At 69.3% G+C, this 20,566-nt stretch carries 14 protein-coding genes; 11 read left to right on the plus strand and 3 right to left on the minus strand.

The window, feature by feature from the left end:
- Window positions 1-22: 22 nt before the first annotated feature.
- A complete protein-coding gene (locus HD841_RS13030) occupies window positions 23-862 on the plus strand; it encodes a DUF815 domain-containing protein (RefSeq protein WP_179509290.1) in 840 nt (279 codons plus the stop codon).
- A gap of 86 nt (window positions 863-948) precedes the next feature.
- Complete coding sequence (locus HD841_RS13035) at window positions 949-1,938, plus strand: sensor histidine kinase (protein WP_179509291.1); 990 nt, start codon at window positions 949-951, stop codon at window positions 1,936-1,938.
- On the opposite strand, the gene HD841_RS13040 is transcribed toward HD841_RS13035, so the two are convergent.
- Window positions 1,935-3,713 (minus strand): ABC-F family ATP-binding cassette domain-containing protein, encoded by a 1,779-nt coding sequence (locus HD841_RS13040; protein WP_179509292.1) that lies wholly within the window; start codon window positions 3,711-3,713, stop codon window positions 1,935-1,937. The genes HD841_RS13035 and HD841_RS13040 overlap by 4 nt on opposite strands.
- A 135-nt stretch (window positions 3,714-3,848) precedes the next feature.
- Between HD841_RS13040 and HD841_RS13045 the strand changes: the two genes are divergently transcribed.
- The 4 genes from HD841_RS13045 to HD841_RS13060 all read left to right on the plus strand — a co-directional run bounded on the left by HD841_RS13045 (window position 3,849) and on the right by HD841_RS13060 (window position 7,240).
- Window positions 3,849-4,157, plus strand: coding sequence for a hypothetical protein (locus HD841_RS13045; RefSeq protein WP_257015526.1), 309 nt, complete (start codon window positions 3,849-3,851; stop codon window positions 4,155-4,157).
- 10 nt (window positions 4,158-4,167) lie between these two features.
- Complete coding sequence (locus HD841_RS13050; RefSeq protein WP_037533025.1) at window positions 4,168-4,833, plus strand: response regulator transcription factor; 666 nt, start codon at window positions 4,168-4,170, stop codon at window positions 4,831-4,833.
- Between the two features lie 102 nt (window positions 4,834-4,935).
- The gene (locus HD841_RS13055; RefSeq protein WP_179509423.1) at window positions 4,936-6,258 is read left to right on the plus strand and encodes a sensor histidine kinase; all 1,323 of its coding nucleotides are present in this window, start codon (window positions 4,936-4,938) and stop codon (window positions 6,256-6,258) included.
- A 304-nt stretch (window positions 6,259-6,562) separates the two neighbouring features.
- Window positions 6,563-7,240 carry an HPP family protein gene (locus HD841_RS13060; protein ID WP_179509294.1) on the plus strand — a complete coding sequence of 226 codons (678 nt, stop codon included), beginning with the start codon at window positions 6,563-6,565 and terminating at the stop codon, window positions 7,238-7,240.
- Here the strand turns inward: HD841_RS13060 and HD841_RS13065 are convergent.
- Window positions 7,200-8,198, minus strand: coding sequence for an LLM class flavin-dependent oxidoreductase (locus HD841_RS13065; RefSeq protein ID WP_179509295.1), 999 nt, complete (start codon window positions 8,196-8,198; stop codon window positions 7,200-7,202). The genes HD841_RS13060 and HD841_RS13065 overlap by 41 nt on opposite strands.
- A gap of 36 nt (window positions 8,199-8,234) precedes the next feature.
- Window positions 8,235-10,607, minus strand: coding sequence for a S8 family peptidase (locus HD841_RS13070; RefSeq protein ID WP_179509296.1), 2,373 nt, complete (start codon window positions 10,605-10,607; stop codon window positions 8,235-8,237).
- 113 nt (window positions 10,608-10,720) lie between these two features.
- Here HD841_RS13070 and HD841_RS13075 point away from each other — a divergent pair, with 113 nt between their 5' ends.
- The 5 genes from HD841_RS13075 (at window position 10,721) to HD841_RS13095 (ending at window position 20,351) form a co-directional block, all read left to right on the plus strand.
- Entirely contained in the window at window positions 10,721-11,386 is a 666-nt protein-coding gene (locus HD841_RS13075; RefSeq protein ID WP_179509297.1) for a pyrimidine 5'-nucleotidase, read from the plus strand.
- The gene (gene dapD / locus HD841_RS13080; RefSeq protein WP_179509298.1) at window positions 11,383-12,210 is read left to right on the plus strand and encodes a 2,3,4,5-tetrahydropyridine-2,6-dicarboxylate N-succinyltransferase; all 828 of its coding nucleotides are present in this window, start codon (window positions 11,383-11,385) and stop codon (window positions 12,208-12,210) included. Before HD841_RS13075 ends, dapD begins: the two co-directional genes overlap by 4 nt.
- A gap of 206 nt (window positions 12,211-12,416) precedes the next feature.
- On the plus strand, window positions 12,417-14,633 hold the full coding sequence (locus HD841_RS13085) for an autotransporter assembly complex protein TamA (protein ID WP_257015563.1): 2,217 nt from the start codon (window positions 12,417-12,419) through the stop codon (window positions 14,631-14,633).
- Window positions 14,633-18,871 carry a translocation/assembly module TamB domain-containing protein gene (locus HD841_RS13090; protein WP_179509299.1) on the plus strand — a complete coding sequence of 1,413 codons (4,239 nt, stop codon included), beginning with the start codon at window positions 14,633-14,635 and terminating at the stop codon, window positions 18,869-18,871. The genes HD841_RS13085 and HD841_RS13090 overlap by 1 nt, the downstream gene beginning before the upstream one ends.
- Window positions 18,872-18,878: 7 nt before the next feature.
- Window positions 18,879-20,351, plus strand: a complete 1,473-nt coding sequence (locus HD841_RS13095) for a flavin-containing monooxygenase (protein WP_179509300.1) — start codon at window positions 18,879-18,881, stop codon at window positions 20,349-20,351.
- Window positions 20,352-20,566: the final 215 nt, after the last annotated feature.

A 20,566-nucleotide genomic window follows, 5' to 3' on the forward strand; every position in this document is an offset into this window, starting at 1 on the left:
GCGCGCGGTCATGACCGCCGCCATGACCGATCCCCTGGAGCGTATCGCCGCGGCGCTCGACCGTCTCGCGCCACCGCCGCCGGCCAGCGACGATCCGCTGGCGCATCCCGCCTATGTCTGGCGTGACGGTGCGTTGACCGCGGCGCGGGCGTTCGCGCCCTTGCCGCTCGACCTGCTCATCGGCGTCGATCGCCAGCGCGATGCGCTGATCGAGACGCTGCGCCGTCTCGCCGCCGGCGCGGCGGCGCAGGACGTGCTGCTCTGGGGCGCGCGCGGCACCGGCAAATCGGCGCTCGTCAAGGCAGCGACCGGCGCGGTGCAGGCAGAAGGCGGCGCGATCGCGCTTGTCGAGGTCGCCGCGCTCGACGCGCTCCCGCAATTGTTCACCCGACTGGCCCCGCTCCCCCGCGCCTTCGCCCTGTTCCTCGACGATCTCGGCATCGATGTGCCCGCGGAAGCGCGGACGTTGCGCTCGCTGCTGGAGGGCGGGGCGGAGGCGCGGCCCGACAATGTGCGGCTGCTCGTCACCGCCAACCGCCGCCATCTCGTCGTGCGCGACATCGCCGAGCAGAGCGGCGGCGGTGCGGGGAACGAGCCGCGGCCGATCAACCCGCGCGACAGTATCGACGATCAGCTTGCGCTCGCCGACCGCTTCGGCCTCAGCCTCGGCTTTCACGCGCTCGATCAGGACGGCTATTGCGCGATCGTCGCGGCCTATGCGGCGCGCTACGATCTTCCGTTCGACGCGGCGGAGGCGATCAACTGGGCGACCCGCCGCGGCAGCCGGTCCGGACGCGTGGCATGGCAATATGTTACCGAACTTGCCGGCCGCCTTGGCCGAAGCTTGCGCGAGATTAGGTAAAACGTTGTCATTGCTACGCCATAGAACTTGACAGCATTGGCCCGAGGCGGCTCAGTCGCCGCGTGTCGCGGCTGAGTGAACTCGATTTGACTGTTCGACTCGCGCCCACCGTGCCGCGGGCCGTGACGCAATGTGGCGTCGGCGTGCTCGCCGCGGCGACTGCCTTGCTGATCTATACCGCGCTCGATCGTCTCACCGTCGGCGACGGCGCGCCGTTCGCCTTGTGCTTCCCGGCGATGATGCTGGCGACGCTGTTCGCGCGGTGGCAGGCGGGGGCGATCGCCGCGACGCTGGGCATCGCCTATGCGTGGCTCTTCATCTTCCCGTCGACCGCGCATTTCGATGTGCCGGATCGCGCCGCGATGGTGACGGTCGCCTTCATCATCGTCGCGGCGATCGTGACCATCGCCACCGCCGAACTGTTCCGCCGCGCCGTCTGCCGCGCGACGATGGAGCGCGATCAGGAGATCGCCGACCGCGACCTGCTGTTGCAGGAGATCGACCATCGCATGAAGAACAATTTCGCGATCGTCGCCTCGATCCTCGACATCCAGCGCCGCCGGTCGGAGGGCGAGGCGGCGGACGCGCTCGGCACCGCGCTGGCACGGGTCGAAAGCATCGCACGGGCGCACCGCCACCTCTATCGCGGCGCCGGGCAAAGCGACGCGGTGCAGATGCGCGGCTATCTCGGCGATCTCTGCTCGGCTTTGGCCGACGCCCTGCTGCTGCGCGGCGGCATCTCGCTCGCCTGTTCGAGCGACGAGGTGGAGGTGCCACGCGACCGTGCCGTCTCGATCGGGCTGGTCGTCAACGAACTCGTCACCAACGCCGCCAAGCACGCCTTCGGCGGCCGCGCCGGCGGTACGATCACCGTCGGCTTCCGCCAGCGGCCCGGCGGCTGGACGCTGATCGTCAGCGACGACGGCGTCGGCATGCCCGCGACCGCCGCGCCGGCAGGCCTCGACCATGGTCTCGGCTCGCGCCTCATCCCCGCCTTCGCGCGACAGTCGGGCGGCACGCTCGCCACCGACAGTGGCCCGGAGGGCACGACGGTGACGATGGACCTGCCGGCCTAGCCCAGCCCCTCGACCTGCTCGGCGAGTTCCAGCCAGCGCATCTCGGCGGCATCCTTCTCCGCCCGGGCCGCGTCGATCGCCGCGGTCAGCGCCGCAAACCGCTTGGGATCGCGCACGTACAGCGCGGGATCGGCGAGCAGCGCCTCGTCGCGCGCGATCGCCGCGTCGATCGCCTCGATCCGTGCCGGCAACTGGTCGTAGTCGCGCTGGTCCTTGTAGCTGAGCTTGGTCTTCGCCTGCGCCGGGGGAGGGGGCGCGGCCTTGGGCGCGGATGCCTTCTTCGCTTCGGCCGGCTTCTTGCGCTGCCGCTCCCAATCCTCATAGCCGCCGGCGACGACGTCGACCGTTCCCGATCCGTCGAGGCCCAAGGTCACCGTCACCGTGCGGTCGAGGAAGTCGCGATCGTGGCTGACGATCAGCACCGTCCCGCCGTAGTCGGCGATCACCTCCTGCAACAGGTCGAGCGTTTCGAGGTCGAGGTCGTTGGTCGGCTCGTCGAGCACCAGCAGGTTCGATTCGCGTGCGAACTCGCGCGCCAGCAGCAGCCGCGAGCGCTCGCCGCCCGACAGCGTGCCGACCTTCGCCTCCGCCAGTGACGGATCGAACAGGAACTCCTTGAGATAGCCGTGGATATGCTTGCGCACCCCGAGCACGTCGATCCAGTCGCCACCGTCCGCCAGCACCTCGCGCACCGTCTTGGTCGGCGCCATCAGGCTGCGCTGCTGGTCGATGATGACGCCGTCGAGCGTCTTGGCGAGCTTCACCTCGCCCTCGTCCGGCTGCAACTCGCCGGTCAGCAGCTTGAGCAGCGTCGTCTTGCCGGCGCCGTTGCGGCCGACGATGCCGATCCGGTCGCCGCGCGTGACGCGCAGGGTGAGGTCGCGGATGATCGTGCGCTCGCCATAGCTCTTGCTGGCGTGCTTGACGTCGATGACGACCTTGGTCTTGCTGTCGTCCGACGCCGTCACGAGGTTCGCCGACCCCTGCGGTCCCATCATCGCCGCGCGTTCGGCGCGCATGTCCTTGAGCTTGGCGAGCCGGCCTTGGTTGCGCCGCCGCCGTCCGGTGACGCCGCGTTGCAGCCAGTGCTCCTCGATCTTGAGCTTGGCGTCGAGCCGCTGCGCGTTGCGCTCCTCCTCGGCATAGACCTGCTCGGTCCACGCCTCGAACCCGCCGAAGCCGATCTCGGCGCGGCGGATCGAGCCGCGGTCCATCCACAGCGTCTGTTTGGTCAGCCGCGTGAGGAAGGTGCGATCGTGGCTGATGACGACGAACGCGCCGCGGAACCGGCCGAGCCAGTCCTCCAGCCAGTCGATCGCAGCGATGTCGAGGTGGTTGGTCGGCTCGTCGAGCAGCAGCACGTCGGGGTCCTGCGCCAGCGCGCGGACGATCGCCGCGCGGCGCCGCTCGCCGCCCGAGGCGGAGGCGGATTCCCGACTGAGGTCGATGCCGAGCTGGTCCGCGATCGCATCCGCTTCGTGCCGCTCGGGCGCGCCCTCGCCGCCGAGCACGTAATCGGCCAGCGTCGCGCAGCCGGCGAGGCTCGGCTCCTGTTCGAGCAGCACGACGCGCGTGCCCGGCACGATCACGCGTCGCCCTTCGTCGCTGTCGATCAGTCCGCCGATCAGTTTGAGCAGGGTCGTCTTGCCCGCGCCGTTGCGCCCGATCAGCGCCAGCCGGTCGCGCGCGCCGATGTGGATGTCGAGGTGGCGGAACAGCCAGCCATGACCCTGGATCACGCCAAGGTCTTCGTACGCAAGGATTGGGGCAGCCATGGCCGGGGCAGGTAGGGGGCGGAAGCGCCCGCGGCAAGCGCGGCCGCACGCCGTCTGGGAACCGGACGGCGGCTGAATGCTTTGCGACTGCTCCATTCACAGGCTGTTCAATGCCTTCCGCCTATGCCAGTCCTCATGAAGATGGTCGTGCCCCTGATGTTCCTCGCGATGGTCGCTGCCGTGTCCCCCGCCATCGCGGCGGCGCCCGACCAGCGGCGCAGCGACCAGGCGCGCGCCTATGACGCCCGGCGCAAGGGCGAGGTGCTGTCGCCGCGCGCGATCGAGGCCCGCGTCATCCCGACGATGAAGGGCTATGAATATCTCGGCTTCGACCTCGATTTCAGCAGTGCGGTTTACACGCTGAAATTCATGCGCGATGGCGTCGTCGTCTGGGTCGATGTCGACGGCCGATCGGGCCAGATCATCGGCCGCACCGGAAATTAAGGGGGACCATATGCGCGTTCTGATCGTCGAGGACGAGCCGAACCTCGGCCAGCAGCTCAAGAACACCCTCGAAGGTGCCGGCTATGCGATCGATCTCGCCACCGATGGCGAGGAGGGGCATTTCCTCGGCTCGACCGAGAATTACGATGCGATCGTGCTCGACCTCGGCCTGCCCGAGATCGACGGGCTGACCGTGCTCGACCGCTGGCGCAAGGAGGGCAAGACGATGCCCGTCCTCGTCCTCACCGCGCGCGACAGCTGGTCCGACAAGGTAGCCGGGCTCGATGCCGGCGCCGACGATTATGTCGCCAAGCCGTTCCAGACCGAGGAACTGATCGCCCGCCTGCGCGCGCTGATCCGCCGCGCCTCGGGCAACGCCTCGTCGGAGCTGACCGCGGGCGACGTTCGCCTCGACACGCGCTCGGGCAAGGTCACCAAGGCCGGCGAGCCGGTCAAGCTGACCGCGCAGGAATACAAGCTGCTCAGCTACCTGCTGCATCACAAGGGCAAGGTGGTCAGCCGCACCGAGCTGATCGAACATATCTACGATCAGGATTTCGATCGCGATTCGAACACGATCGAAGTGTTCGTCACGCGCATCCGCAAGAAGCTGGGGCAGGACGTGATCACCACGATCCGCGGCCTCGGCTACAGCCTCGAAGACCCCGACGCCTGATCGCTGCGGCGAACCGAAGGCCTGACCGTCATGGATACTCCGTCGCTTGCCGAAGCTCCGCCGCGCCAGAGGGCGAAGACGACGGGGTCGCTGTCGCGGCGGATGATCCTGATCGCCGCCGCGTGGATCGGGCTGCTGCTGTTCGGCGGCGGCTTCCTGCTCGATCGCGTGCTCACCAATGCGGTGACGAAGAACTTCGACGATCAGATGCAATATGTGCTGCGATCCTTGATCGCCTCGTCGGAGATCGGTCCCGAGGGCGAGGTGATCTTCAGCCGTGAAGCAGCGGCCGACCCACGGTTTCTCGAACCCTATTCCGGATTGTACTGGCAGGTTTCGGCGCCCGGCAGCGCCGGCAAGGATACGTTCTTCAGCTCGAGGTCTCTTTGGGACCGGCGGCTGAAGTTCGGCAGCGCGCATGTCGATCGTGGTGTCCACATCTATGACAGCGACCAGTTCGCCGATGGCACGTTGCGGATCGTCGAGCGGGACGCGCAACTGCCCAGGTCGAAGATCCATTGGCGGTTTCAGGTGGCGCAGGATCGACGCGCGCTGGACGCCCAGATCGCCGTCCTTCGCCGCACGCTGATCCGCAGCTTCGCACTGCTCGGCCTCGGGCTGATCGTGCTCGTCTGGCTACAGACCTTCTACGGCCTCTGGCCGCTGCGCCGGGTGCGCGACGAGATTGCGCGGATGCGCGCCGGCCAGTCGAACCGCATCTCCACCGCCATGCCCGACGAGGTCGCGCCGATGGTCGAGGAGCTCAACGCGCTGATCGAGCATAACGAGCGGCAGGCGGAGGAGGCGCGGCGCCACGCCGGCAATCTCGCCCATGCGCTCAAGACGCCGCTCACCGTCATCATGAACGCCGCGACCGCGCAGGCCGACGACCTCGCCGACACCGTGATCCGCGAGGCGCGGACGATGCGGCGGCAGGTCGATCATCACCTCGCGCGCGCGCGCGCGGTCGGCCGCCGCGGCTCGGCGCACAGCCGCGCCGAAGTGTGGCCGAGCCTCGAATCGGTCGAGCGCGCGGTGGGGCGTCTCTACCGCCACGTCCGCATCGACATCACCGGACCCAAGGACCTCCAGGTCCATGTCGAGCGCCAAGACCTCGACGAGATGCTCGGCAACCTCGTCGAGAATGCCGCCAAATACGGCGGCGGCAGCGTCTTCGTCACCGTCGGCGCGGAGGCCGGCTTCGTCGAACTGCTGATCGAGGACGACGGCATGGGCATCCCCGAGGAAGACCGCGTCCGCATCTTCGACCGCGGCGTCCGGCTCGACACCGGCAAGCCGGGCACCGGGCTTGGCCTCGCCATCGTCCGCGACGTCGCCGAGATCTACGGCGGCACGGTGAGCCTGGAGGAGAGCGAGGATCTCGGCGGCCTGCTGGTGCGCCTGCGCCTGCCCGCGGCGAATTGATCCCAAGGCGGCGACCGCCGCCTCCGACGCCTCGACCCCGACCGGAACACGGCGGCTCAGTCGCATAAGCCTGCGCTGATGAGGCGCGACCGGATTCCTCTTCACACCCGTCACCCCGGACTCGTTCCGGGCCACCGGGCCGCAAGAGGATGGAGCCGTCTTAAGCCCTACCCCCCGCCGCGGAGAGAAGGTGGAAGTCCAGCGACTGACGTGAACGCTATCATCCGCCACCCCCACGGCATGCAGGCTCACCCGGCGCATTGCCGCCTTGCACCCCGCGGCAGAACCGCTAGCGGCAGCGGCGATGCGTATCTTTCGTCCGATCCTCGCCGGGGCCGCGCTCGGTGACCGGCTGCTTGCCGGCATCGGGGCGACGCTCGGCATCGCACTCACCGGCGTGATCGCCGCCGGACTCGCCCATCAGGGATCGCTGCTGCTCGTCGCGCCGATCGGGGCCAGCGCGGTGCTGGTGTTTGCGGTGCCCGCCAGTCCGCTGGCGCAGCCATGGCCGGTGATCGGCGGCAACATGCTGTCGGCGCTATGGGGCCTGCTGGTCGTCCGCCTCGTACCGGATCATGTCGCGGCCGCGGCGCTTGCGGTCGGGGGCGCGATCGTGGTGATGTCGCTGCTGCGCTGCCTGCATCCGCCCGGCGGCGCGGTGGCGCTCGGCGCGGTGCTCGCGGCGGGGCAGGCACAGCCGGGCTGGCTGTTCCCGTGGCTGCCGGTCGGGATCGATTCGGCGCTGCTCGTGCTCAGCGGCATCCTCTTCCACCGCCTGTCGCGACACGCCTATCCGCACCGCCCCGCCGCCGCGACGCCGTCGCCCTCGCCGTTCGCGCCGGAGGACATGGACGCGGCGCTCGCCGACATGCACGAAAGCTTCGACATCGCCCGCGAGGACCTCGACGCGCTGCTCGATGCGGCAGCGCGCCATGCCGCGCTCAGGCGGGAACGGTCAGTCCGCTCATCACCTCGGCGGTGATCGCCAGGCTGCGCTTGCGCGCCTCATGGTCGTAGATCGCGCTGGCGACCATCACCTCGTCCACGCCCGTCCGCTCGATGAACGCCGCGGTCTGCCGCGCCACCGTGGCGGGCGAGCCGACCGCCGAACATTGCAGCACATGGTCGAGGATCGACGCCCCCTGCGCCCCCAGCCCGGCGCGATAGCCCGCCACCGGCGGCGGCAACTGGCGCGGATTGCCGGTGCGCAGCGCGACGAACGACTGTTGCTGCGAGCTGGCGAGCAGCTCCGCCTCCTCGTCGGTCTCGGCGGCGAAGACGTTGAAGCCCGCCATCGCATAGGGCTTGTCGAGCTGGGCCGACGGCCGGAAGTCGCGGCGGTAGATCGCCAGCGCGCTGTCCAGCGCATCGGGCGCGAAATGCGACGCGAAGGCATAGGGCAGGCCGAGCGCCGCGGCGAGCTGCGCGCCGAAGGTGCTCGACCCCAGGATCCACAGCGGCACGTTCGCGCCCGCACCCGGCGTCGCGGCGATGCCGGTGCGGCCGTCGTCGGCGAAATAGCTCTGCAACTCCATCACGTCCTGCGGGAAGGCGTTGGGATCGCTCTCCAGCGTCCGCCGCATCGCCCGCGCGACGCGCTGGTCGGACCCCGGCGCGCGGCCGAGCCCGAGGTCGATGCGACCGGGGAACAGCGCATCCAGCGTGCCGAACTGTTCGGCGATCACCAACGGCGCATGGTTGGGCAGCATGATGCCGCCGGCACCGACGCGGATCCGGCTGGTCGCCGCGGCGACATGGGCGATCACCACCGCAGTGGCGGCGCTGGCGATGCCGCGCATGCCGTGATGCTCCGCGACCCAATAGCGCTGGAAGCCCAGTGTCTCGGCATGCCGCGCGAGGTCGGCGGCGTTGGCCAGCGATTGCGCCACGGTGCCGCCTTCGACGACGGGCACCAGATCGAGCAGGGAAAAGCGTGTCATGCTTTGGGAGATGGGGACGCGCATCCGTCCCTGCAATCAGAAGCCGATCGTGTACCGCACCGCGCCACCGACATCCGCGGGCAGCGTCGCGTAATTGCCCGGATCGCGCCGCCAGAACAGGTTGGTCTGCAAATCGCCGCGGCCGAGCAGCACGCGATAGCGCGCCTCGACATCGATCTCGCGGCCCTGCGGCGCGAGGTTGAGCCGCTGCGTCGTCCACTCGCTGACGGTCATCGTCGCATAATCGTAATTGGTCGGCAGGCGATAGGCGATGCCGCCGCGCGACACGCGCAGCGGCTGCGCAACCCGCAGGCCGATGCTGTCGCGGCCGAACAGATGGTCCTTGCCGACGTCCGCCGCAAAGGCTTCGGTCATCAGCCGGCCGCGGCCGTCGAGGCCGCCGCGCAGCGACGCATCGCTGCGTCCGCGCCGCCACGATCCGCCGAGCGTCCAGCCGGCGCCGAGGCTCCAGCGGGCATCGGCGTCGATGAACCAGCTGCGTGCGCGCGCCGCGCCGAGCCCGCCGTCGAACCGCGCGCCGAGCAGCGTGTCCGCCTCGTTGAGGTTGCTGAGCGACAGCGTCGCGGCAAGCCCGCCCCACTGCTTGTCGGCGGTCACGGTGACGCGCTGATAGCCCGAGCGGCGATAGCCTTCGAGGCCGGCGAGCATCGCATCGCGCCGGGCGAGCACGTCGCCGCTCTCGATCGTCGCGGTCAGGCCGATCCCGCCGACCTGCTGGCGCAGCGCGCCGGCCGAACGGGCGACACTGTCGAAGCCGAGGCCGCCCTGACCGGCGACGAGGAAGGCGGGTTGCGCCTGGCCGGTCATCTGCGCGGTGAGGCTGCCGGTGCCCTGCGAGAAGGCGAAGCCGAAGCTGGTCTTGGCGCCGAGCCGCTGCGTCACCGCGCCGGCGATCGCGCGCGCGGCATTGGCCTGCGTCTCGCTCATCCGGCTGCGTTCGAGCGCGATCGTGCCGTTGGACCGTGGTGCCAGCGTCAGCGACACGGTCATGTCGCCCGTGGCGAGCGCGAGGTTGCGCTGCCGGTTCTGCAACACGCCGGCCAGCGTGCGGCTCGGTCCGGCGCGGTTGATCGTGCCGGCGAGGTCGATGGCGAAGGCGCGCTGGTAGCTGTCGAGGATCACCGCGCCGAGCTGGCCGACGGAGGCATCGCCCATCGGCGCCGACAGCGTCGCATTGGTGCCGAGCGAGACGGCGATATGCGATCCTGCGATGCTCGACGTGCCGACCGGCTGGAACGCCTTGGTGAGGTCGAGAATGCCATTGCCATAGGTCGTGTCGACGCCCGCCGCGCCGACGTCGCGCGCGGTGCGGAACAGCAGGTCGACGATCTGCGCGCCGCTGAGATTGGGAAACGCCTGCGCGAGCAGGGCGATCGCGCCGGAGATCTGCGGCGCCGCGAACGAGGTGCCCGACCACATATAGGGCGTGCCGTTCTGGTTGGGCGCGCGCACCTTCTCACCGACCGCGGTCAGGTAATGCGCGGCGCCGGTCCCGGCCTTGTCGCTGAAGGCGGAGATCACGTCGTTGGCGCCGACCGAGCCGGCGACGATCACCAGGTTGCGGGCGGCGGGATTGTCGGCGACCGCAGTGAAGGCATCGGGATTGTCGTTGCCGTCATTGCCCGCGGCGATGACGACGATGATCCCGCGCGCGGTGGCGCGGCCGATCGCGTCGATCAGCGACTGCGGCATCGCCGTGCCGCCGAGCGACAGGTTGATCACCCGCGCACCCGCCGTGCGGGCGGCATCGACGCCCTTGGTGATCGCATCGGTGCCGAACTTGCAGCCTGCATCGCCGCCGGCGTCGCCGCCCGAGGCGCAGGAGCCCGGCCGGTCGGCGCGCAGCACCGTCAGCGTCGCGTCGAAGGCGACGCCTTGCGCTCCCATATCGTTGCGGCGGCCGGCCGCAGCGAAGGCGACGGCGGTGCCGTGGCCGCCTTCGTCGGCGATCGACGCATTGCCCGCGACATCCTGCGATGCGAGCGACAACCGGCCGGCGAATTCCTGGCTCGACAGGTCGATGCCGCTGTCGATCACCGCGAGGTTGATGCCCGCGCCGGTCGCGCCCTTGTTATAGGCGGCGAGCGCGTTCATCGACACCGCGCCGACCGTCGCACGATATTCTGCCGTGTCGTAATTGGCGGGCATCTTCGACGCCGTCGCGCCCGAATCCCCCGTCGGTGCCGGCGCTGGGGTCGGGGCCGGGGTCGGCGCGGGAGCCGGCGTCGGCGTCACGATCGGCGCCGGTGCCGGCGTCGGGGCCGGAGTCTGCGCCGCGGGCGGGGCAGGGGTGGTGTTGATCCCACCGCCGCCGCCACCACCGCAGGCAGCCAGAAACAGCGGCGCCGCCAGGGCGGCACCGCCCGTCAACCATGTCTTCGTCGTCATTGTCTGTCCGCCCTGATTCGCTTTGTGTCTATAACGGACATAAGCTCCGTTAGTTAAACGAAAATGTTCGGTTCGCTTGTACGCGCAGGCGTCGCCGCCTAGACGCCGCGGCCATGCACCCCCGGCTTGCCTCGATCGACACGTGGATTTTCGATCTCGACAACACGTTGTATCCGGCACGCGCCAACCTGTTCGCGCGCATCGATCAGCGGATGACCGACTATGTCGCGCGGCTGCTCGGCCTGCCCTGGGACGAGGCGCGGGCGGTGCAGAAGGAGTATTTCCACCGGCACGGCACGACGCTGACCGGGCTGATGGCGGATCACGGCGTCGATCCGCACGCGTTCCTCGCCGAAGTGCATGATATCGAGATGGACGTGCTCGAACAGGACGCGCCGCTCGCCGCGGCGATCGCTGGCCTGCCGGGGCGCAAGCTCGTCTTCACCAACGGCGACAAGCCCTATGCGTTGAAGGTGCTCGACCGGCTCGGCCTCGGCGACAGTTTCGAGGCGATCCACGATATCCACGCGATGGACCTCGTCCCCAAGCCGCACCCGTCCGCTTATGCGAACCTGTGCGCGCGGCTGGCGATCGAGCCGACCCGCGCGATCTTCTTCGAGGACATGGCGCGCAACCTCGCGCCGGCCAAGGCGATCGGCATGACCACGGTGTGGATCGACAACGGCTCCGAACAGGGGCCGGAAACCGCCCGCGAGTTCATCGATTTTACCGTCCACGATCTCGCATCGTGGTTGCAGCACATCATGGAGGCATCATGAGCCAGGACCTGTCCACCGTCATCGACACCGCGTGGGAGGATCGCGCGTCGCTCGGCTTCGGCACCACCGGCGAGGTGCGTCTTGCGGTCGATCGGGCGCTGGCGCTGCTCGACGCGGGCGAGGCGCGCGTCGCCGAGCCGGACGGCGCCGGCGGCTGGCGCGTCAACCAGTGGCTCAAGAAGGCGGTGCTGCTCAGCTTCCGCCTCAACGACAACACGCTGATCGACAATGGTCCGGGTGCCGGCCACTGGTTCGACAAGGTGCCCTCGAAGTTCAGCGGCTGGAGCGAGGCCGAATTCCGCGCCGCCGGCTTCCGCGCGGTGCCGGGCAGCGTCGTGCGCCGCGGCGCCTATGTCGCTCCCGGCGCGATCCTGATGCCGAGCTTCGTCAACATCGGCGCCTATGTGGGCGAGGGGACGATGGTCGACACCTGGGCGACGGTCGGCAGCTGCGCGCAGATCGGCCGCAACGTCCATCTGTCGGGCGGCGCCGGCATCGGCGGCGTGCTCGAGCCGTTGCAGGCCGATCCCGTCATCATCGGCGATGGCGCCTTCATCGGCGCGCGCTCCGAGGTGGCGGAGGGCGTCCGCGTCGGCGAGGGCGCGGTGCTGTCGATGGGCGTCTATCTCGGCGCCTCGACCAAGATCATCGATCGCGCCACGGGTGAGGTCTTCAAGGGCGAAGTGCCGCCCTATGCGGTGGTGGTCCCCGGCACGACCGGCGGCAGCGACGGCAAGCCCGGCCTGTATTGCGCGGTGATCGTCAAGCGGGTCGACGCGCAGACCCGCAGCAAGACCAGCATCAACGACCTGCTGCGCGACTGAGGGGGCGGGGCGGGGGTACGCCGACCCGGAAGGGGGCCTTGGCCTGTCTCCCTAACCCGTTACGCCCGAACGGACTTCTCGATCCATCCCCAGCTATTTTCCCGCTGCGGTGCAACCAGACCCATTGCGGGACGTTGTCGGTAGGCTTGGGGGTGGATTCGAACGCGAACGCTCTCGCAAAGGGGAACGGGAAACGCGTGCGAGTTCTGACCGGACGACACTATTGGCTGGCGGTAGCCTTGGTCGCTGCAATGCCGGCAGCGGCGCAGTTCAATCAGCAGCAAGGCACCGCCCCCGCGCGCGGTCCCGATGCGCCCAAGTCCGACGCGCAGGCGGCGACCTCCGACAAGCCGGGCGCTCAGGTCACCCCGCCTGACGTCAACACGCCGATCGTCCCCGACAGCGAATTCAACGCCAGCCTCCCGCCGCTGACCGGCGACATCAACGCGCCGCTCGAGCCGATGCCGACGCAGCAGGCGGGCACACCTGCCGCCACGACCCCGCCCGCCGCCGCGCCTGCCGTACCCGCCACGACCCCGCCGCTGGTCGCCGCCGACGGCACGCTGCCGCCCGCCGCCGCCGAGAATCCCGAGCTGGCGCAGCCGCTCCAGCCGCTCAACACCTTCGATTCGGCGCCGTTGCAGACCGCTGCCGACATCAAGGACAAGGACGCGCCGGAGATCCGCTACGACACCGAGCTGAAAGGCTTGGAAAAGCTCGAACTCGCCGGCCAGTTCAACAGCCTGTCGGCGCTCAAGGAAGGCAAGGGCAAGGCCGCCAACGCGACGCAGGTTGCCGCCCGCGCCCGCGAGGACGAGGCGCTCGCGGTGCGGCTGATGAAGTCGCTCGGCTATTATGACGCCACCGCTGTGTCGGTCGTCGAGACCACGCCGAGCAGCGATCCCGCCAAGCCGGGCCGCCTGCGCGCGACCGTCACCGGCACGCCCGGCCGCCTGTACCGCCTGTCGTCGATCACGGTCGATGCGCAGCCGGTCGTCCCGCCCGATCTCGTCACCCGCAACCTGCCGTTGCGCGTCGGCGACCCGATCGAGGCGGCGCGCATCCAGGGCGCCGAGGCGAACGTCAGCCTCGTTCTGCCGCAACAGGGTTATCCCTTCGTCAAGGTCGGTGAGCGCGACATCCTGCTCGACGATCAGTCGGACCAGGCGACCGGCGCCTATACCCTGCCGGTCGACACCGGCCCGCGGTCGCGCTTCGGGCAATTGGTTCCCGCCGGCGATCCGGTGTTCGGCGTCGATCATCTCAACGTCTTCCCGCGCTTCAAGACCGGCGACCTCTACGACAGCCGCAAGACCGACGATCTGCGCGACGCGCTCGTCGCCACAGGTCTGTTCCGCAGCATCGCCGTCGAGCCGCAGCGCACCGGCCGCACCAACCCCGACGGTACCGAGGCGATCGACCTGCTCGTCCGCCAGACCGAGGGGCCGGCGCGCAGCCTTGCCGGCAGCGCCGGCTATTCGACCGGCCAGGGCTTCAAGGCCGAGGGCAGCTGGACGCACCGCAACCTGTTCCCGCCCGAGGGCGCGCTGATCGGCACCGTCGTCGCCGGTACGCAGGAACAGGGCCTGTCGGGCACCTTCCGCCGCTCCAACGCCGGCCAGCGCGACAAGACCTTCACCGCGATCGCCAGCGCGGTCCACCAGAGCTATGACGCGTTCGACGCCTTCACCGGCACGCTGTCGGCGCGCTGGAGCCGCGTCTCGACGCCGATCTGGCAGAAGCGCTTTACGTATTACTATGGCGGCGAACTCGTCGGCACCAACGAGAGCGTCTACGACTTCGCCCGCGGCGAGAACGTGCGCCGCACCTATGGCATCGTCGCGCTGCCCGGCCAGGTCGAATGGGACACGTCGGACAGCCTGCTCAACCCGACCCGCGGCTATCGCCTGCGTCTCAATCTCAGCCCCGAGGGCGCGGTGAGCGGCGGCGTGCGGCCCTATGTCCGCACGATGATCGAGGGGACCGTCTATTATCCCGTGTCGAAGAGCCTGGTGATCGCCGGGCGCGCCAAGGCCGGTTCGATCCAGGGCATCGACCGCGACGATCTCGCGCCGTCGCGCCGCTATTATGGCGGCGGCGGCGGCTCGGTGCGCGGCTATGGCTATCAGCGGCTCGGGCCGCTCGATCCCAACGGCAACCCGGTCGGCGGGCGCAGCCTCAACGAATTCGCGCTCGAGGCGCGCTACCGTTTCGGCAATTTCGGCATCGTCCCGTTCCTCGACGCGGGCAACAGCTATGAATCGAGCCTGCCCAAGGGTTCGGACCTCAAGTTCGGCGCCGGCATCGGCGGCCGCTTCTACACCAATTTCGGGCCGATGCGGATCGACGTGGCGACGCCGCTCAATCCGCGGCCGGGCGACGGCAAGGTCGCGCTCTACATCTCGATCGGGCAGGCATTCTGATGGCGCAGCCCGAACATGACGCGACCGACACCCCGGTCGCGGTGACCAAGCGCCCGCTGTGGCAGCGCATCCTGAAATGGGTGCTGATCGCGGTGCTCGGCGTCGTCGTGCTCGCCGGCGTCGTGGTGCTCGGCATCAACACCGATCCCGGCCGCCGCTTTGTCGCCAATCGCATCGGCGGCTATACGGCCGCCTCGGGCCTCAACATCAAGGTCGGGCGGATCGACGGGTCGCTCTACGGCCAGATGGTGCTCTCCGACGTGCGCGTCGCCGATCCCAAGGGCGTGTTCCTGACCAGCCCGAAGCTCAGCGTCGACTGGCGGCCGTTCGCCTTCGCCAGCAACCATGTCGACGTGCGCAGCCTGTCGACCGATCTCGTCACGCTCGCGCGCCGGCCCGAGCTGAAGCAGACGCCGAGCGATCCCAACGCGCCGCTGCTCCCCGACCTTGATATCGACGTCAACCGGCTGCACGTCGGCCGGCTGGTGATCGCCAGGCCGGTCACCGGCCAGACGCATATGGTCCGCATCGACGGCGCCGTGCATATCGCCGACCGTCGCGCGCAACTGGTCACCGATGCCGCCGCGCTCAAGGGGGCAGGGATCGCCGGCGGCGACCGCCTTCACCTCAAGCTCGACGCGGTGCCCGAACAGAACAAGCTCGATGTCGACCTGAAGCTCGACGCGCCGGTCGGCGGCGTGGTCGCGACGATGGGCGGGCTCAAGGCGCCGCTGACCGCCACGGTCGATGGCCGCGGCAGCTGGAAGGCGTGGCAGGGCCGTGCGCTCGCGACGCTCGGCGGCGGGCAGCTCGCCAACGTCAATGTCAACGCGCGCGACGGCCATATCGAGCTGCGCGGCTTCGCCACCCCCGGTCTCTACCTCCAGGGCCCGGTCGAGCGGCTGACCGCGCCGCGGCTCGATCTCGCGATCGACACGACGCTCAACGACCGCAAGGCCGATACCCGGATGCGGCTGAAGTCGAGCGCGCTCGCGGTCGATGCGGGCGGTATCCTCGATCTGGCGTCCAGCCGGTTCGGCAATTTCGCGGTCGATGCGCGGCTGCTCACCCCCGGCGCGATCGCCCCCAATGTCCGCGGTCGCGACGTGATGGCGCGTGTCGTGCTCGACGGTGCCTTCGCCACCCCGACGGTGAACTACAAGATCAACGCCGCCGCGCTCGGCTTCGGCACGACGACGGTCGAGAACGTCTATGCCGAAGGGCTGGCGCGGGTGAACAGCGACCGCATCCTGGTGCCGGTCAACGCGCGCGCACGCCGCGTCACCGGGCTCAACGCCGCGGTCGGCGGGCTCGCCAACAACGTGCGCATCCAGGGCGATTTCGCCATCTCGATGCCCAACATCCTGTCCGACAATCTGCGCATCCGTTCGGACAATATCGATGCCACCGCGATCATCGTCGCCAACACGCAGACCGGCCGCTACACCGGTGCGCTCAAGGGGCGGGTCAACAATTACCGGCTCGAGAGTATCGGCATCCTCGACCTGTCCACCGACGCGAAGCTCGTCCCCGGCGCGCGCGGCGGCTTCGGCATCACCGGCCGCGTCGTCGCGCAGACCAAGCAGCTGTTCAACAGCGGCGTGCGTGACTTCCTCGGCGGCAACGCCGTGGTGCGCAGCGATATCGGCTACAGCCCCGAAGGCATCGTCACCTTCGCCAATTTGCGGATGAACGCGCCGCAATTCCGCATCACCCGCGGCGAGGGCCGGTTCGATCCGGCCAGCGGTGCGGTGGCGGTGTCGGCCGACGCTTATTCGACGCAATATGGTCCGCTGACCGCGCGCGTCACCGGCAGCGCCGATGCGCCCGTCGTCGTGCTGCGCGCGGCGCGGCCCGGCGTGGGCGTCGGCCTCGTCAACCTCAACGCCCGCATCGTCGGTCGCGGCGGCGCCTATGCCGTCAACGCGAGCGGCGGCACCAATTACGGCCCGTTCACCGCCGACGTGCTGGTGCGGCCAAGCCCGCAGCTGACCGTCGACGTCAACCGCCTCGTCTTCGCCGGCATCACCGGCCGCGGCCGGGTGGCGGCGACGCCGGCCGGTCCGTTCGCCGGGGCGCTGCAATTCGCCGGGCGCGGTATCAACGGCAACGTCCGCCTGGGCAACCAGGGCGGCAATCAGCGCGCGGACATCACCGCGCGGGCGTTCAACGCCACCATTCCGGGCTATGCCGACTTCACCATCGGTCGCGCGATCGTCGACGCCAGCGTCGTCATGACGCCCAAGGCGCCGCAGGTGGTCGCCGACGTCCAGGTCGCCGACACCCGCTACAATGCCTTCGTCATCCAGGCGATGCGCGCCAAGGTGAACTATGTCGGCGGTCGCGGCACCGCACAGGCACTGCTCACCGGCTCCAGCGGCGTGCCGCTGCGGGTTGCGCTCAATGCCCGCCTGTCGCCGGACGATTATCTGATCGCCGCGCAGGGTCAGGCAAACAATATCCCGTTCCGCACCGTCAACCCGGCGCACGTCACCAAGGCCGGCAACGGCTATCGCCTCGCCGCGACGCGGATCGACTTCGGCCAGGGCCCGACCGCCGGTTCGACGCGGGTCGCCGGCTCGTTCGGCGGCGGCGTCACCGCGGCGCAGGCGCGGCTCGACCGCCTCAACCTGTCGATGCTGTCGGCGTTCATGCCCAATCTCGGCCTCTCCGGCGCGGTCACCGGCAGCCTCGACTATCGCCAGCAGGGCGCGTCGATCCCGCAGGCGGACGCGCGTCTGACGATCGCGGGCTTCCAGCGGACCGGCCTTGCCGCGGTGTCCGAGCCCGTCGATGTCCAGTTCGTCGGCCGGCTCGTGCCGGACGGCGGCGAGGCGCGTGCTTTGGTCAAGCGCGGACCGACCACCGTCGGCCGCCTGCTCGCGACGCTGCGGCCGCTGCCGCCGGGTGCGGGCTCGTGGATGACGCGGTTGATGCAGGCGCCGCTGTCGGGCGGCATCCGCTACAACGGTCCGTCGGGCGTGCTGTTCAGTCTCGCCGCGCTGCCCAACCAGCAGCTCAGCGGGCCGATCGCCGTCGCCGCCGACTTCTCGGGCCGCGTCGCCGCGCCGCAGCTCACCGGCCTGATCCGTGCCGACAATCTGACCTATGACAACGAGACCTACGGGACGCGTCTGTCGCAGATGAAGATTGCCGCGCGCTTCACCAACGATCGCCTCGACCTCACCAATCTGTCGGCTCGAGCCGGCAACGGCAGCGTGCAGGCGCAGGGCAGCGTCGGCCTCGCCGCGGCGAGCGGCTTCCCGATCGACCTGCGCGCCAGGCTCGACAATGCGCAGCTCGCCAAGAGCGATTCGCTCGCGGCGACCACCTCGGGCACCGTCCGCTTCACTTATGGGCGTGACGGCGGCCTGTTGCAGGGCAACCTCAACATTCCCGAGGCGCGTTACGAGATCATCCGGCAGGGCTCGGCCGAAGTGCCCGAACTCACCGGCATCCGCCGCAAGAGCCAGATCGTGACGCCGCGGCCGACCGACCGGCCCAAGCCCGCGCCGGTCAGCCTGATCAAGCTCGACCTCACTATCCGTGCGGACAACCAGCTGTTCGTGTCGGGCATGGGCCTCGAATCCGAGTGGGAGATGAACCTGAAGGTCGGCGGCACCTCGGTGGCGCCGGTGATCACCGGCGGGCTGGATCTGGTGCGCGGCACCTATTCCTTCGCCGGCAAGCGGTTCGAGGTCACGCGCGGCACGATCCGCTTCCGCGGCGGTCAGCTGACCGATCCGGATATCAACATCCAGGCATCGACCACCGTCAACGGCATCACCGCGGTCATCGCGATCACCGGTACGGGCCAGCGGCCGCAGATCGCCTTCACCTCGACCCCGGCGCTGCCGCAGGACGAAGTGCTCAGCCGCCTGCTGTTCGGCACCAACCCCGAGAACCTTTCGGCGACCGAGGCGCTGCAATTGGCCAGCGCGCTCAACTCGCTGCGCGGGTCGGGTGGCGGCGGGCTCAACCCGCTCGGCAAATTGCGTTCGGCGACCGGCTTCGACCGGTTGCGCGTGCTCGGCGCCGACGAGGCGAGCGGCCGCGGCACCAGCCTCGCCGCGGGCAAGTACCTGACCGACAACATCTACGTCGAGATCGTCACCGATGCGCGCGGCTATACCGCGACGCAGCTGGAGATCGCTCTGACCAAGGCGTTGAGCCTGCTCACCTCGACCGGATCGGCCGGCGGATCGGATGCGCGACTGAAATATTCGAAGGATTATTGAGGGGGCGATGGTCGAGCATGTCGATGTCCTCGTGGTCGGTGCCGGCATCTCCGGCATCGGCCAGGGATATCACCTGCAGACGCGCTGCCCCGACCGCAGCTATCTGATCCTTGAGGCGCGTGAGGCGCTCGGCGGCACCTGGGACCTGTTCCGCTATCCCGGCATCCGCTCGGACAGCGACATGCACACGCTGGGCTTCTCCTTCCATCCCTGGACGGACGACCGCTCGATCGCTGCCGGCGCGACGATCCGCGCCTATGTCGAGGAGGCGGCGCGGACCTACGGCATCGACCGCCGCATCCGCTTCCGCCATCGCGTCACCGCCGCCGCCTGGTCGACCGCGGATGCGCGCTGGACCGTCGAAGTGAGTGGCCCGGACGGCGAGTTGCTGGCTTTTACCTGCCGTTTCCTGTGTCTCTGCTCGGGCTATTACACCTACGCCCACGCCCACACCCCCCACTTCCCCGACGCCAAGCGCTTCGCCGGCCGCATCCTCCATCCGCAATTCTGGCCCGATGATCTCGATTATGCCGGCAAGCAGGTAATCGTGATCGGCAGTGGCGCGACTGCAGTTACGCTGGTGCCCGAACTCGCCAGGACCACGGCGCACGTCACCATGCTGCAGCGTTCGCCGACCTATGTCGTCTCGCGGCCAGTGGAGGACCGCCTCGCCAACTGGCTCCGCTCGCACCTGCCCGGCAAGGTCGCCTATCGCATCACCCGCTGGAAGAACGTGCTGACCAGCATGCTCTATTTCCGCCTCGCCAAGGCGCTGCCGGGGGAGGTGCGTGGGTGGTTGTTGGGGATGGTGCGGAAACACCTCGGTCCCGATTACGATATCGATACGCATTTCACGCCGCGCTACGCTCCGTGGGACCAACGGATCTGCCTGGTGCCCGATGCGGACCTGTTCGCCAGCATCACGCGCGGCGACGCGTCGGTGGTGACCGGCACGATCGATCGCTTCACCGAAGCCGGCATCCGGCTCACGTCGGGCGAGGTGCTGGCCGCCGACGTCATCGTCACCGCAACCGGCCTGCAGCTGCAATGGCTCAGCGACATCCGCTTCACCCGCGACGGCGCGCCGATCGCATTCGACAAGACGATCCAGTACAAGGGGATGATGTTCTCGGACGTGCCGAACCTCGCCTATACGTTCGGCTATACCAACGCCTCGTGGACGCTGAAGGCGGAGCTGGTCGCGACCTATGTCTGCCGGCTGCTCAAGACAATGCGTCGACGCGGGCTGCGCCAGGCGACGCCGCGGCTGCGCGATGCCGCGATGGAGACCGAGCCGTTCGTCGATCTCACCTCGGGCTACATCCAGCGCGCCGCGCATCTGCTGCCGCGGCAGGGTGCGCGCAAGCCCTGGAGGCTGAACCAGAATTACCTGCTGGACGTCATGGCGCTGCGGTTCGGCTCGGTCGATGACGAGATGGTCTTCGACAATCCGGAGCCTGTCCGGCGCGACGCCGCCTGACCCTGGTCGGCGGCGTATCAGGGGAGGGGACGCGCCCCTGCCCATCGATGCGGCCCGGCCCCGTTCGACCCCGCCGGCGTGCGGCAGACGTCGTTCCGGCCCGAGCCGCAAAGGCGGTTACCAGGGCTTGATGTTAACCGAAACGGCCGCGAGGACGAGCGCGAAAACTACCGACATGCTAATCTCCCTTATCGTGGCATCTCCAGGATGCATGC

The sequence above is a fragment of the Sphingomonas melonis genome, from assembly GCF_013409985.1.
GTDB lineage: Bacteria > Pseudomonadota > Alphaproteobacteria > Sphingomonadales > Sphingomonadaceae > Sphingomonas > Sphingomonas melonis_A.